This is a genomic window from Burkholderia sp. 22088, from assembly GCF_052045915.1.
In the GTDB taxonomy this organism is placed as follows: Bacteria; Pseudomonadota; Gammaproteobacteria; order Burkholderiales; family Burkholderiaceae; genus Burkholderia; species Burkholderia cepacia.
This window is the reverse complement of sequence record NZ_JBQEPY010000001.1, coordinates 608,702-621,911: the sequence shown is the minus strand read 5'-3', so window position 1 is coordinate 621,911 and position 13,210 is coordinate 608,702. Positions and strand designations below refer to the sequence as shown.

Sequence of the window (13,210 nt, the reverse complement as noted above, 5' to 3'; positions counted from 1 at the left end):
GACGGCTCGGTGACGGCGGCGAACGCGTCGGGGCTGAACGACGGCGCGGCGGCGGTGCTGGTGATGTCGGCGCAGAAGGCGGCGGCGCTGGGTCTGACGCCGCTGGCGAAGATCAAGGCCTACGCGAACGCGGGCGTCGATCCGAGCGTGATGGGAATGGGCCCGGTGCCGGCATCGCGCCGGTGCCTGGAGCGCGCGGGCTGGACGCCGGGCGACCTGGACCTGATGGAGATCAACGAGGCGTTCGCGGCGCAGGCGCTGGCGGTGCACAAGCAGATGGGCTGGGACACGTCGAAGGTGAACGTGAACGGCGGGGCGATCGCGATCGGTCACCCGATCGGTGCGTCGGGCTGCCGGATCCTGGTGACGCTGCTGCACGAGATGGCCAAGCGCGACGCGAAGCGCGGGCTGGCGTCGCTGTGCATCGGCGGCGGGATGGGCGTTGCGCTCGCGGTCGAGCGTCCGTAACCGGTCGTCCGTAACCGGCCGTTCGCCACCGGCGAACCGAATCCGTGCGCCGGCCGATTGCGGCTTCGGCCGGCGTCACGTGAAGTCAGAGGGGGCTCCGGCAGCTCTCGAAACCAAAAAATGGAGTGAGATTTATGTCTCAGCGAATTGCGTACGTAACGGGCGGGATGGGCGGCATCGGCACCAGCATCTGCCAGCGCTTGTCGAAAGACGGCTTCAAGGTGGTCGCAGGATGTGGCCCGAACTCGCCGCGCCGGGTGAAATGGCTCGAGGACCAGAAGGCGCTCGGGTACGATTTCATCGCGTCGGAAGGCAACGTCGGCGACTGGGACTCGACCAAGGAAGCGTTCGACAAGGTCAAGGCTGAAGTCGGCGAGATCGACGTGCTCGTCAACAACGCGGGTATCACGCGGGACGTCGTGTTCCGCAAGATGACGCACGAAGACTGGACCGCCGTGATCGATACCAACCTGACGAGCCTGTTCAACGTGACGAAGCAGGTGATCGACGGGATGGTCGAACGCGGCTGGGGCCGGATCATCAACATTTCGTCGGTGAACGGCCAGAAAGGGCAATTCGGCCAGACCAACTATTCGACCGCGAAGGCCGGTATCCACGGCTTCACGATGTCGCTCGCACAGGAAGTCGCGACGAAGGGCGTGACGGTCAACACCGTGTCGCCGGGCTACATCGGCACCGACATGGTGAAGGCGATCCGCCCGGACGTGCTCGAGAAGATCGTCGCGACGATCCCGGTGCGGCGTCTCGGCGGGCCGGAGGAAATCGGTTCGATCGTCGCGTGGCTCGCATCGAACGATTCCGGTTTCGCGACCGGCGCCGACTTCTCGCTGAACGGCGGCCTGCACATGGGCTGAGCGTCCGCGCTGCGCGGGCCGGGTGGCCGCGCAGCCGGGCGTATTCCGAAGGCCCCCGCCTCCCGGATTCGGGCGGCGGGGATTCGTCACTTCCGCTACGCTGCACTCAAAGGCGTTACATGACTACTACAAAGAAGACGGCCGAACGGCTCATCAAGAAGTACCCGAACCGTCGGCTCTACGATACAGAGACAAGCACGTACATTACGCTGACCGACGTGAAGCAACTCGTGCTGGAGCAGGAGGACTTCAAGGTCGTCGACGCGAAATCCAACGAAGACCTGACGCGCAGCATCCTCCTGCAGATCATCCTCGAAGAGGAAAGCGGCGGCGTGCCGATGTTCTCGTCGTCGATGCTGTCGCAGATCATCCGTTTTTACGGGCATGCGATGCAGGGCATGATGGGGACGTACCTGGAAAAGAACATCCAGGCGTTCATCGACATCCAGAACAAGCTCGCGGATCAGTCGAAGAACCTGTACGAAGGCAATGCGATGAATCCGGAAGTCTGGTCGCAGTTCATGAACATGCAGGCGCCGATGATGCAAGGGATGATGACCAGCTACATCGAGCAGTCGAAGAACATGTTCGTGCAGATGCAGGAGCAGATGCAGAACCAGGCGAAGTCGATGTTCAGCACGTTCCCGTTCAAGCAGCCGGGCGCGTCGGAGCCGGAGAAGAAGTAACGGTTTCGCGGCAGGCCGACCGCGGCGGGCAAACCGTCGGGCGTCGGTGCCGCGAAGCAAAGCGGTGCGGGTCGGCCGATCGTGCATTCGGGCGCGACGATGTGCGGCCGCCGCCAGCAGGATCATTTCGCCGACGGTCGTTCATGACCGTCGGTACCGAATGCGCGCCGGGTTCGGGCGTGCATGACCGTCGTCCAGTCGATCGAGATCCAGTCACCTGTGAAGGAACGCCGGGGCGCGCCGCGCCGGACGGTGTGCGTCCGTGCAGGCGCGCGTACCATGAGCGGCGCTGCAAGGTGAAGCATGGAGGCTGCCTTTGGCGACATGCGATACCGGCGCGCGGGCACGACAGGCTGTGACGGGCGATGCCCCACCGATGCGGTGCGACCAAGAAAAAACCGACTGAGAGAGAGCATGCGAGGGATTCGAATGGCATCGGCCGGCCGGCTGGCGGGTCTTGCTTCGATGTTCATGATGAGCGCCGGCATGGCACTACCGGCCTTTGCGATGGATTGCGCGAAAGCGGTGCAGTCGATCGAGAAGCGCATCTGTACGAACTCCATGCTGCGCGCGGCCGACGCGCGCATGAACTCGGCGTACTCGGGCGCACTGAAGGCCGCGCCGGACACGACGATCCGCGACATGCTGGTGCGCGGCCAGCGCCGCTGGATCGACGCACGCAACAACCGTCTCGACGCCGATTACGAAGGCCATCCGCTGGCCGTCGACGAAGTGCGCAAGGCCATCGATCGGCGCACCGCCGTGCTGGCCGATCGATCGGACAAAGGGTTGATCGCGCGTGCGCTGGCCGAGCGCAAGTGGCTCGCGAATTACACGGGCGGCCCGCTCACCGGTTTCGATGCAAACTGCGATTTCATTCCCGACGATGCAAGTGGCGCGCACGTTTCCTATGCGTGTTTCGGTGCTGTCCATGTGCAGCATCGTGCACGGGTCTGCAGCCAGAGCGAGGACTGGGCGACCGGTGCGGTTTATCAGTACCGATCGGTGAGCGCGGCAGACGGCGGGAAGGTTCGACCCGTGGCATTTTGCGAAACACAGGCGCATGAGAATGCGTGCGACAACGGTGGAGCGCAATCGGCTTGGATGCGCGCAGGGGCGCCCGGTGGCGATAACCACGCGTCAGCGCCCGTAGCCGGGTTGCCGCAACTCGACGCGGAAATGTGGCCGATCGGCGATGGCGACGATGTGGTGTGGTTCGACCGATGCTTGAAGGCGGCGGTGTTTCCGGACGTGCGATGAAGTGTAGAGCCCGGTGTTTGAGTAAGGCCCGCCTCGGCGGGCTTTTCTGTATCGTCCGCCCGCCTCAAGTGCCGCGGATATCGATCGATTGATTGTTTGCCGGGCGCGAGAGGACGACGCGATTCGCGATGATGGGCGGCAGGCGACCGCACAGCGGCGAAGCGCGGCGAACGGGATAGTCGGAACCCCGCAACTTCCGGATGTCACTCGGGGGATTCAACCCGCTGCGCGTCGTCGTGGTCGGCGGAGGCATCGTCGGCGCGTCGATCGCGTGGCATCTTGCGCGATCGGGTGCGCAGGTCACGCTACTGGAAAAGCAGCCGGCGGCCGCGGGCGGTGCGACTCACTGGTCGTTTGGCTGGGTGGGCACCGGTAGCGCGCTTCCGGAGTTCGCCCGGCTGGCGCGTGAGCTGGGCCCGTTGCCGGTGACGACGCGCGGGGCGCTTGTCTGGCTGGACTCGGATGCGCAGACCGCCGCATTGATCGACGAGCAGCGCGCGGCGGGCGCTGCGTGGTCGTCGGTTCAGGCTGGTGAAATGCGTGTAACGCGTCTCTCGTCGTCCGTCAGTGCGCCGGATCGAAATCCTGTTCGCCATCCGACGGAGGAAGGTCGAGCACGAGTTTGACGGCGCTGTAGTTGGCCTTCAGCGAAAACACGCGGCCAATCACGAGAAACGTCTGGCGCGAATTCTCGAGTTCGACGAAGTCGCCCGGTTGCGGCACGTGCGCGCCCTGGTCATACGAAAAGCTGGTGCTGGTCTGCTCGCCGATGGCTTCGGCTGCGTGCTCGGTGAATTCGATTGTGATGTGCGTGGTCATGCGAACCCCGGTGGGTCGATTGAAAAGGAGGGACGCCTGGATTTTCGCATAGCGGCCGGCTGTGCCCGGGGCGATTTTTGTGCGGTAGGTGGCATCGATGGGGTGCGAGGGTGCGCTTGCGGACGTCGCTGGTTGGGCTACGTGCGTCGCTGATTGTTGCCACGTGGCAAGTGAATTCTCTTTTCTTCCAGAGGCGAGGGGAACTCGATGAAGAGGCGATTTACCAACGAACAAGTCATCCGGATCTTGCGCGAGATGGCCGAGAGCCGGAACGAGCCGGTGAAGGATCTGTGCAACGCCCGGCGGACGGTCGCGCTCATGATCGGGCCATCCGTGGCCCGATCGAGCCCAAAATGCCCCGATTATTCCTATTCCTATTCCTATTCCTTTTCAATGATTTGCGATTTTTCGGGCCACGAATGGCCCGAAATGCCAGTCAAAAAATCAATTTTCGGGGCTTCGCGTTCCTCGTCGTCCGTCCGAAGCGTCTCGCATCCAGTTAATACGCTGAATTTAAAGGATTAAATGCCGATTTGAGAAAATTGGCACGGGCATTGCGTTACGTAGGCAGTCATCTCCCGATGGCAACACGGTCAGACGGCCGTGTCGATTCCAACAACAAGGACTGCATCCGTGCCGACTCCCGCTTATATCAGCATCCAGGGCAAGACCCAGGGCAACATCACGCAAGGCGCCTTCACGGCCGACTCCGTCGGCAACGTCTATCAGGAAGGTCACGAGGACCAGATCCTGGTCCAGGAAGTCGAACACCTGATCGCCACGCCGACCGACCCGCAGAGCGGCCAGCCATCGGGCCAGCGTGTGCACAAGCCGTTCATCTTCACCTCGCCGCTCAACAAGGCCACGCCGCTGCTGTACCAAGCACTGGCCTCCGGTGAAATGCTCCCCGAGGTGGAAGTGAAGTGGTACCGCACCTCGACCGAAGGCAAGCAGGAACACTTCTTCACCACCAAGCTTGAAGATGCCACCATCGTCAACATCAACGCCGTGTTGCCGCATGCGCAGGACGCCAGCAAGGCCGAGTACACCCAGTTGGTGAAGGTGGGCATGGCTTACCGCAAGATCACCTGGACCCACGCCATCACCGGCACCGAAGCATCGGACGATTGGCGCAAGCCCCAGGAAGCCTGAGGTCGGGTCACCCGTGCGGCCGGCGCTTGAGCCGGTCGCTCAACTCAGCATGAAGAGCATCGGCCCAATAACGGGCCGGCAAGGGGCGCTCATGGTTGATCGAACTGACCTGCGCTTTACCTTCACCGCCGGCAACGAGTCGTTCGAAGTGGTGGAGTTCACCCTGCACGAAGGCTTGTCCGAGACGTTCCTCTTGCAGGTGGAATCGACCAGTGCCAACACAGCCATCGACTTTGGCCAGGTGCTCGACCGCAATGGCCTGCTCGCGATCTGGCAGGGCGGCTCGCCCGTGCGCTACGTGCACGGCGCGGTGTCGAGTTTTGTGCAAGGCGATACGGGCTTTCGACGCACTCGCTATTCCACCGTGGACATTGCAGAGCAAGTTGATGACCTAGTGCATGGCACACCCAGAAAAGCCCCGCGCGGGGCCAAGCCCGAGCTGATTGTGGATCCTGTAAACGCAGTACGTTCTATTTAACCGTCACCGTTCTGACGCGCGCTTGGCTTTACCAGCACCTTGCCCTGTCCGCCAGTCGACGCATCGGCACGCCGCTCGTCCTGCAGCAGCGTGCGCGGCAGCGCGAAGCCCTTGAACAGTGGTTGAGTGAAGGGGTTATTGGCCTTCTCGGTGCTGATGCGGTAGCGCATGCCGCCGTCCGCCGCGGCGAAGCTGAGGTCGACGCTGGTCGCTGTGGCGCCGGTGAGGCGGGCCTGGCTGAGCAGGCGGTAGAGCGACCACGGGCCGCGGTAGATGAGCCCGCTGCTGCTGCCGCCGGCGTTGACCAAGGTCATGCGGCTTTCGTTGCTGGGCGCCAGGGTGTTGGGCCAGATGACGGCGGTGCTGGTGGTGGGGCCGTGGTTATAGGTGATCAGTTGACCTTCGACGCTGAGGGAACTGCTGCGCTTGTTGGCGGCCAGGCCCAGAGGTTCCACGAAGAACTGCACGCCGAGTTGCCCGCGGCTATTGAAGAAGGCGTCGCGGATTCGGTCGGCGGCCTCGAGTTGGGTGAGCACGTCGTTGCGTACCAAATAGCCACCGAGGCGTTCGGAGTACAGGGCCTCCAGGTTGTCTTCGATGAAGAGGTTGAGGTACTTGTCGCGGAACTGTTGCAGGTGCCCTTGCGGCCCGAAGAAAGCGGTAAAGTCGTCGAGCGAGGCTTCTTCGCGGCTGCTTGGATTGAACGGGTAGCGGTTAGCAAGGCGCTCGCGATAGAAGCGGTACACGTCGGCGTCCCAGCGTTTTTCCAGCTCGCGCAGGGCTTCGACGAGGACGATGCGCGAGGACTCGTCGGCCAGCTTGCCGACTTGATGATTCAACGGATCGGGCAGCCCACCGGCGATGCGCTGCAGGTTGGCGATGGGATCGGGGCCCTTCTGACCGAATCGTTCGAGTACCAAATTGAGTGCTGTCTTGCCGCGGTCCGGGCTGTCGTGCACGGTGCGCACTTTGTCCTGCACGGCGCCGATTGCCTGCATGGTTTCGTCGAGATACGGGGACCGCTCGCCCTTGGCGTCGAGCAACTGGCTGACCGGTGCGAAGGCGCGGGCGATGGTGATGACCGGAAGCGGCGGGGCTTCGGACTCGGTGAGCTTGTCCGCCTTGCCGGCCAGCGCGGCGGCCTTGGTTTGTGAGGCTTCGGTGCCAGCGCTGGCCGTGACGGCGGGCGGGTTGCCGAGTTCGCTGTTGTCGCGCACGGTTTCGACCAGGCGCCGCAGCGGTGCGGCCGGGCTGGTGACGCTGCCCAGGATGGTGACGGCCTGACCGATATCCTGAAAGTCGCGGACCGCGATCTGGTTGAGGTTGCGTTGCCAGGTGTCGACGTAGTCGCGGCTGTAGAGCGCGCGGATGCGATCGGCCAGCGCGTGCTTGTCGGCCTCGGAGTAGTCGACGTTGCGTCGCTCGCCCAGCGCCCACTGGTCGATCATGGCCAGTTCGGTAATGTCCTGGCTGTGCGGAGCGAAGTAGCCGCGGTAGCCCTTGGCGGTGAGCAGGGCATCGATACGGCCGTTGGCGGGCGGGTTGCCGTCCTTGCCTTCTGCGGCGCGTTCGGGTTCGTACACGATGTCGTAGGCCGGGCCGATTTCGTTGCGCAGATCCAGCGGCGCGCGCAGCGCGGCGCCGGCCTGGCGGCGCAGGGTCATGTAGACGCGCTGCGGCAGCGGGATGGTGCGCAGCTCGCGCTGCGCGGCAGCTACGCGCTCCTGGTATTGCGGCAGGCGCGTGTCGGCGTACTTCATGGCGTAGTCCAGGTGGCGCATCAGCGCGCGCTGCACGCCGTCTTCACCCGGGAAGGCGGTTTGCCAGTGCGCGGCCATCCAGTTTTCGACCACGGGCGCGCGGCGGTTGGGGCGGTCTTCGATCATGCGGTAGACGCGCAGCGCGGCCAGTTGGGTATCGCTGTCGGTGCCGGCGCCATCCAGCTCGGTCATCACGCCGCTGGCCAGCGCGGGCAGGAAGCGATGCGACAACAGGGTGAGGTAGGCCTGGTCGACCTTGGGGCCGATGGTGCGGCCCTGGTACAGGCCGAGGTCGGCCACGACCGGCCAAGCATCGCGATAGTTGCCGTAGACGGCGACCACGCTGCCGATCTGGTCCAGCGGTTGCAGCAGATTGCGGCCGGTAGGGTCGAGTGTGCCGTCGATGGCGTGGGTGCTGAATGTGCGGCTGCGCTCGAGCACACTCAGGGCCTTGTCGCGATTCAGTGCGTAGTAGTGGTACCACGCGCCGATCACGAGCGCGCTGCCCAATGATGCTATGCCGAAGCGCAGGGCCAGCGCGTGCTTCTTCTCGGCGATGACCTTGGGATTGTCGCCGGCCAGACCGGATTCTGGGTAGATGACGCGCTGGAACAGGTGCTGCGCGAAGTAGACCAGGGAGCGCCCGCTGGGCTGCATGTAGTTTACCGGTCCACGTAACGCATAGGACTGCGACGCGGAGGCGAGGAAAGCGTTGTTGAGCACGCCTTGCTGGTAGACCGAGGAGAAGAACACGCCGCGCGGCAACGCCGGGGTGACGTAGCGATCGCTGCCCAGCACGTCAGCGAGGAAGCCCAGCAGCAGGGGCCGCAGGCCGCTGAGCTGTCGGGTGAGCGAGTAAAGTGCTTCACGCTGCGCCACGTCGGGCACATCGGCCAGGCTGTCGAAGACCTGTTCGTTCAGTCGGTCGAGGAAGGCGTCGTAGTGCGTGCCCAGCTCGTCCAGCCAGGCGTCGTAGCGCTGGATCGCATCCAGGGTGAAGCTGAAGCCGAAGAGGTCCTCGCGCACGGACTTGGGCAGCCGCGCGAAGAGTATTTCGAAGCCTTCCAGCAGATCGAACTTGCTGAGCACGACATACAGCGGCGGCCGTGTGCCGAGCTGCCGGCTGAGTTCGGCCAACCGCGCGCGCAGTACCGCCGCGAGCGCCTTGCGGTCGCTCGGTGTCTGGTGCGCCAGGGTTTCCAGGCTGACCATCAGCACCACGCCGTTGAGCGGCCGACGGCTTCGGTTGCGGCCGAGCCAGCCGACGAAGCTGTCCCACAACCGCGCGTGGATATCTTCTGGCAGCACGCCGTGGCGGGTCAGCCGCGTGGGCAACGCGGGTGCACTCGGGGTGGGCATGCCTTCGTTTTCGGCGTTATCGGGCGCATCGAACTGGGCGATTCGCGGCTGGCTGATCAGCTCGCCCGGCGGGTCGATGAGAATGGCTTGGTCGCCCATCCACCAGTCAATGGCGTAGAGCTTGTCCGGGTCTTCTTGCAGTCGCCGGCTGCCAGCCTTCATTTCGCCGGTGAGCGAGAAGCTTTGGCCGGAGCGGTTGACGAAGCTGGTCTTGCCGGAGTTCTCCTGCCCCAGCACCAGATACCAGGGCAACTGGTACAACGCCTGTCGTCCCTTGAGGTTGGCTTGCAGGGTGGCGAGGCTGCGATCGAGGTCGCGCTCCTGCGCCTCGACGTAACGCAGACATAGGTCGGTCTGCTGCTCTTCCACATGCTGCTGTTCCGCCTCCAGGCGCATGGCGCGCTTACGCAGGCGTAGCGCCCACAGCAGCAGCGGCAGTACCAGCAGAACCACCGTTGCCAGCACCCGGGCGGTCAGGCTCGCCAGAGGGCGATGCTCGCCCCAGCTCCACTTGGGTCCGAGCCACCAAATGGCGACCAGCACGAGTGCCAGTAGCAGCAGTTGCAGCACGGGCGCGCCTTGACGTCCCCAGCGCATGACAAGTTGGCCGTAACGTTGCAGTTTGGACACGATGTTCCACATGACGATGTTCCCTGTTTAATCCTTGTGCCCGGAGGCGTCCGGCTGGTGCCGTTGGAGGAGGCTGAAAAGGTTGGGCTCCCACTCGGGCGCCGAGGCGTTTTGCATAGACTGGTACGCACGGACGAACAGGCCATCGGCCAGCCAGGTGAGGCCGTGCGGTTGCAGCAGTTCGGCGGCGATCGCCATGACATGGCAGCGGTGCCGCAGGTCGGTTGCTTCCTGCTGGATCGTCTCCAACCGACGTAGCACCGACTCGACGCCTTGCGCTTCGAGCAGGCTGTGCAGTTCGTCGCGCACGGCGGCGTAGTCATGACCGGCGGCGCTCGTGGCGCCACTTGCCTGCGCGCCGCTGATCCACGCCTGGGTCTCGCCATCTACGAATGGACGTCCATCGGCGAACTCCAGCTTGCCCAGCGCCGGCAGCCGGGTGACGAAGCGTTCGGTCGCCTGACGGATGGCCTCGGCTACCAGCGGCATCTCCAGGCGCCGGGCGATGCCGGCGGCCAGGTAGCTGCCGCGCAGCCAGTACGGCGAGGTGGTGACGCTGCGTTCGACACGTTGCAACAGCGCTGGGTCGACAACGTTGGCAATGAGCGCTTCCGCATATCCTTCGGCAACGTCGGCGGGCACGGCCATCAGTTCGGTCTGGTGGTGTTTGCGTGCCGACGGTGCGTTGGTAAGGTGGGCCCACAGGGCAAACCGCCGCAGCAAGTAGCCGGTGGGATCGTAGGGGTCTTGCTGGTTGATGATTTCTGCTGCGGCCAGCAGCGACTTGCGGCCCTCGCGCTCGTTGCCGGGCGTGGGCAGTGCCGGCGTGAAGAAGGCGTCCGATAGCGCGTCTCCCCGCACGGGGGTATCGAGTTTGGCATCGGCCAACTCCGGCGCACGCAGTGCCTCGGCCTTTTGCCGCAGCAGGCCCTCGATCTTGGAGAGGGTGGGCACGTCGAGCTGGGCGCTTTCGGCACTGCGTTGCAGGCTATCGAGTGCGGCCTGGCCGGCCTTGTAGAACTCTTCGCCGTAACCGGTGTTTTCCAACGCGGCCAGGCTGTCGGACAGCCGCTCCAGCAGTTGCCCCACCAACCGTCGTTTGGCCAGGTAGCCGGTGGCGCCCGGTTTCGGATAGCTGGTTTCCCAGTAGCGTTCGACCATGCCGGCGAGTACGCCGGTGGCTTCGGCCCAGCCGCGCCAGCTGCGTGTACGCGCGCGAGCAGTCAGCAGATGCCCGGCGATGCGCAGGTGCTTGCACTGGCTGCACAGGTAATGCTGCGCGGCTTCATCGACGTAGGGCCAATCGATGGTCGCCTCTTGCAAGCTGCCGAGCTTGACCATTTCGTGATCGATGCCCTGGTAAGCATCGTCTTCCTCGTCGAAAACGCCAGCAGGCTGGCGCGGGTCGATCGGCGCCAGCAAGGTATCGAGGTCCAGCGGGGCGAGCAATTTCACCAGTGACATGCCTCGCGCTGTTGGACCAGTAGCTCATGGAGCCGGGAGACGTCGAAGACCAGTCCGTCGAAGGGGGCTTGGTCGCTCTCGATCCGCAGGTGCTGCGCAGGCTGGGTCAGATGACGGAGCTGCTCGATCGCTACCAGACCGCGTCCCGCATCGGTGACCGTACCGTCATCAAGGACCTGCCATGGCTGACTGGCCGACACGGGCCGGCCGTCTAGCAGCAGCCGTAGATTGGCGCGGTTGAAGGGCAGTGCGTCGGCGGTCAGCAGTTGCAGGCGCGAGATGTTTTGCACGCAACTGATCGCGAGGGTGAGGGCGGGTGTCGAGCCTCCCAGCGCCGGCGCCGAGATAACCACCTTGTCCTGGCCGGGAAGCTTTTCCGGCGTGCGCATCAGCAGCAAGCCGGTGTCGTCGGCGCGGCGCTTGGCCTCGTTGGCCTGGACCAGGTCTGTGATGTCCGGTCGCTTCGCGGTGGCCGGCGTGGCGGCGGGCGTTGGTGCCGCCGCGGGGGCCTTGGCCTGGAGTGCGGCCGGTGGCGATGGTGGCGGTGCCAGGGTGCCTGCCTTGGCGTCGAAGCAGGCCAGCCGTTCCTGCGGTAACACGATGGTGGTGCAATCGTTGTTCGCGGCGACGGCGGGGTGTTCTCCGTCGCAACCGGCCAGGGCCGCCGCAAACAGCAATGCCAGGCTGATCGATTTCATGATGAGCGATCCTCTCCATTCAAATTCCACTCCAGGCATTTGCGTGCCAGCGTGCGTTTGGGTATGCCGAGGCTGAGCGCCGCCTCACGCCGCGATCCCTCGACCCGGCGCAGCCGTTCGCCGACCACGAGGCGCTCGAAGTGCAGCAAGGCTTCCGGCAAGTTGTCGGTGTGCAGGAGCTGTTGCAGTGCCGATGCCGTCGGAGACGGCGGTTCGATCGGCGCTAGCGGTAGGTCTTCTTCCAGGTCGGCAAGCAGGTCGCCGCGAATGTGCTTGCCGGGCGCTGTGCGCTCGGCTGCCGCAAGCACCAAGCTGCGCAGCTCGCGCACGTTGCCGGGAAAGATGTGCGCTTGCAGGCGTGTCAGTGCCCTCGCGGAAATGCCGGCGATGTTGCCCTGGCATTCGCGGTTGTGTTGCAGCAGCACGTGCGCGACCAGTGCCGGGATGTCTTCCGGGCGCTCGCGCAGCGGCGGGATGCGCAACACGCGCTGGCGGATGCGGAAATACAGGTCCTCGCGGAACGCGCCGTCGCGCACGAGTTCAGGCAGGGGGCGGTGGGTGGCGCAGATCAGGCGGAAGTCGGATGCCTGCTCGCGTGTTGCGCCTATCGGTCGAAAGGTCTTCTCGTTCAGCAGGCGCAGCAGCGTGCCTTGCAGTTCCAGTGGCATATCGCCGATTTCGTCGAGGAACAAGGTGCCGCCATTGGCTTCCGCTACCAGCCCCGCGCGCGCCTGGGTGGCGCCGGTATAGGCGCCACGCACCGCGCCGAATAACTCGGATTCGATCAGCTCTTTCGGAATCGCCGCGCAGTTCACCGGTACAAACTTGCCCCGTCGGGACGAGGCCTGGTGAATCAGCCAGGCTGCATGATCCTTGCCCGAACCGGTCTCCCCGGTGATCAGCAAGGACAGCGACGAGTCGGCCAGCCGCAGCATGTCTTCTCGCAGTTGACGGGCCGTCGGCCCGACGCCGACGAAGTCCGCGGCCAGCAGACGGGCCGCACGTGTCCTGTCCTGGTCGATCTCGCTTCGTCGCTGCTCTTCGATGCGGTGGATGTCTGACGATGCCAGCAGGCGCGCCATCAGCACGTTATGCAGGGTGACCAGCTCCTGCCAGATTGGATTTGTCCGCCAGGCACGCAAGACCGCATCGGCGCCAATCAACGCGAAGATGCCCACCACCTCGTGCTGTGGGCTATGAATCGGCAGCGCGAGCAGGGCGGCGCGGGCGGTGAGATGTTCGCGCAGGGCATCGAAGCCGGCACCGACGTTGACCAGCGATCCGAGCCGTGCGACATGACAAGGTTTGGCGCTGGTCAGGCAATACACCAGCGGGTTGTCCAACTCTTCCAACGATATCGAGGTGAGCCCCGCGGCGTCTGCCACATGGGCATGGGCGATCGGTAGCAGTCTGTCGCCGGGGCGCTCATGCCAGTAGCAGAGCGCTTGCTCGATACCGGTGCCATCGCAGGCAGCGCGCAGCCAGGCCCCCGCCAGCGCGGCCATGGTGCTCGCTTGCGCTAGTTCGCGCGCCAACAGGACGGCGCTCACGGTCTCCATGC

At 64.7% G+C, this 13,210-nt stretch carries 12 protein-coding genes and 1 pseudogene; 7 read left to right on the top strand and 6 right to left on the bottom strand.

Annotated elements, in window-relative coordinates; all coding sequences use genetic code 11:
* The 5 genes and pseudogenes from ACTJLD_RS03055 to ACTJLD_RS03035 form a co-directional block, all read left to right on the top strand.
* Positions 1-468: pseudogene (locus tag ACTJLD_RS03055) on the top strand (acetyl-CoA C-acetyltransferase); the annotation flags it as partial.
* Between the two features lie 134 nt (positions 469-602).
* Complete coding sequence (locus ACTJLD_RS03050; protein ID WP_006491801.1) at positions 603-1,343, top strand: 3-ketoacyl-ACP reductase; 741 nt, start codon at positions 603-605, stop codon at positions 1,341-1,343.
* A 119-nt stretch (positions 1,344-1,462) separates the two neighbouring features.
* On the top strand, positions 1,463-2,029 hold the full coding sequence (gene phaR, locus ACTJLD_RS03045; protein WP_006485265.1) for a polyhydroxyalkanoate synthesis repressor PhaR: 567 nt from the start codon (positions 1,463-1,465) through the stop codon (positions 2,027-2,029).
* Between the two features lie 303 nt (positions 2,030-2,332).
* Positions 2,333-3,289, top strand: a complete 957-nt coding sequence (locus tag ACTJLD_RS03040) for a lysozyme inhibitor LprI family protein (RefSeq protein ID WP_440657947.1) — start codon at positions 2,333-2,335, stop codon at positions 3,287-3,289.
* 200 nt (positions 3,290-3,489) lie between these two features.
* Positions 3,490-3,915 carry an FAD-dependent oxidoreductase gene (locus ACTJLD_RS03035; protein ID WP_226190767.1) on the top strand — a complete coding sequence of 142 codons (426 nt, stop codon included), beginning with the start codon at positions 3,490-3,492 and terminating at the stop codon, positions 3,913-3,915.
* On the opposite strand, the gene ACTJLD_RS03030 is transcribed toward ACTJLD_RS03035, so the two are convergent.
* Entirely contained in the window at positions 3,854-4,108 is a 255-nt protein-coding gene (locus ACTJLD_RS03030) for a hypothetical protein (RefSeq protein ID WP_027787253.1), read from the bottom strand. The genes ACTJLD_RS03035 and ACTJLD_RS03030 overlap by 62 nt on opposite strands.
* Before the next feature lie 137 nt (positions 4,109-4,245).
* The gene (locus ACTJLD_RS03025) at positions 4,246-4,428 is read right to left on the bottom strand and encodes a hypothetical protein (RefSeq protein ID WP_440657945.1); all 183 of its coding nucleotides are present in this window, start codon (positions 4,426-4,428) and stop codon (positions 4,246-4,248) included.
* 313 nt (positions 4,429-4,741) lie between these two features.
* Between ACTJLD_RS03025 and ACTJLD_RS03020 the strand changes: the two genes are divergently transcribed.
* Together ACTJLD_RS03020 and ACTJLD_RS03015 are read left to right on the top strand one after the other, a co-directional pair.
* Positions 4,742-5,260, top strand: coding sequence for an Hcp family type VI secretion system effector (locus ACTJLD_RS03020; protein WP_226255987.1), 519 nt, complete (start codon positions 4,742-4,744; stop codon positions 5,258-5,260).
* A 91-nt stretch (positions 5,261-5,351) separates the two neighbouring features.
* Positions 5,352-5,738 (top strand): contractile injection system protein, VgrG/Pvc8 family, encoded by a 387-nt coding sequence (locus tag ACTJLD_RS03015; protein WP_440657944.1) that lies wholly within the window; start codon positions 5,352-5,354, stop codon positions 5,736-5,738.
* On the opposite strand, the gene tssM is transcribed toward ACTJLD_RS03015, so the two are convergent.
* From tssM to ACTJLD_RS02995, 4 genes are read right to left on the bottom strand one after another with little or no spacing between them, the layout of a single operon-like run.
* Positions 5,735-9,499 carry a type VI secretion system membrane subunit TssM gene (gene tssM, locus ACTJLD_RS03010; protein ID WP_440657943.1) on the bottom strand — a complete coding sequence of 1,255 codons (3,765 nt, stop codon included), beginning with the start codon at positions 9,497-9,499 and terminating at the stop codon, positions 5,735-5,737. The genes ACTJLD_RS03015 and tssM overlap by 4 nt on opposite strands.
* A gap of 15 nt (positions 9,500-9,514) precedes the next feature.
* Entirely contained in the window at positions 9,515-10,951 is a 1,437-nt protein-coding gene (gene tssA, locus ACTJLD_RS03005) for a type VI secretion system protein TssA (RefSeq protein WP_440657941.1), read from the bottom strand.
* Complete coding sequence (locus ACTJLD_RS03000; protein ID WP_222214215.1) at positions 10,939-11,649, bottom strand: type VI secretion system-associated protein TagO; 711 nt, start codon at positions 11,647-11,649, stop codon at positions 10,939-10,941. The genes tssA and ACTJLD_RS03000 overlap by 13 nt, the downstream gene beginning before the upstream one ends.
* Positions 11,646-13,208: a sigma 54-interacting transcriptional regulator gene (locus ACTJLD_RS02995; RefSeq protein WP_060196577.1), complete on the bottom strand. Its 1,563-nt coding sequence runs from the start codon at positions 13,206-13,208 to the stop codon at positions 11,646-11,648. Before ACTJLD_RS02995 ends, ACTJLD_RS03000 begins: the two co-directional genes overlap by 4 nt.
* Positions 13,209-13,210 lie beyond the last annotated feature (2 nt).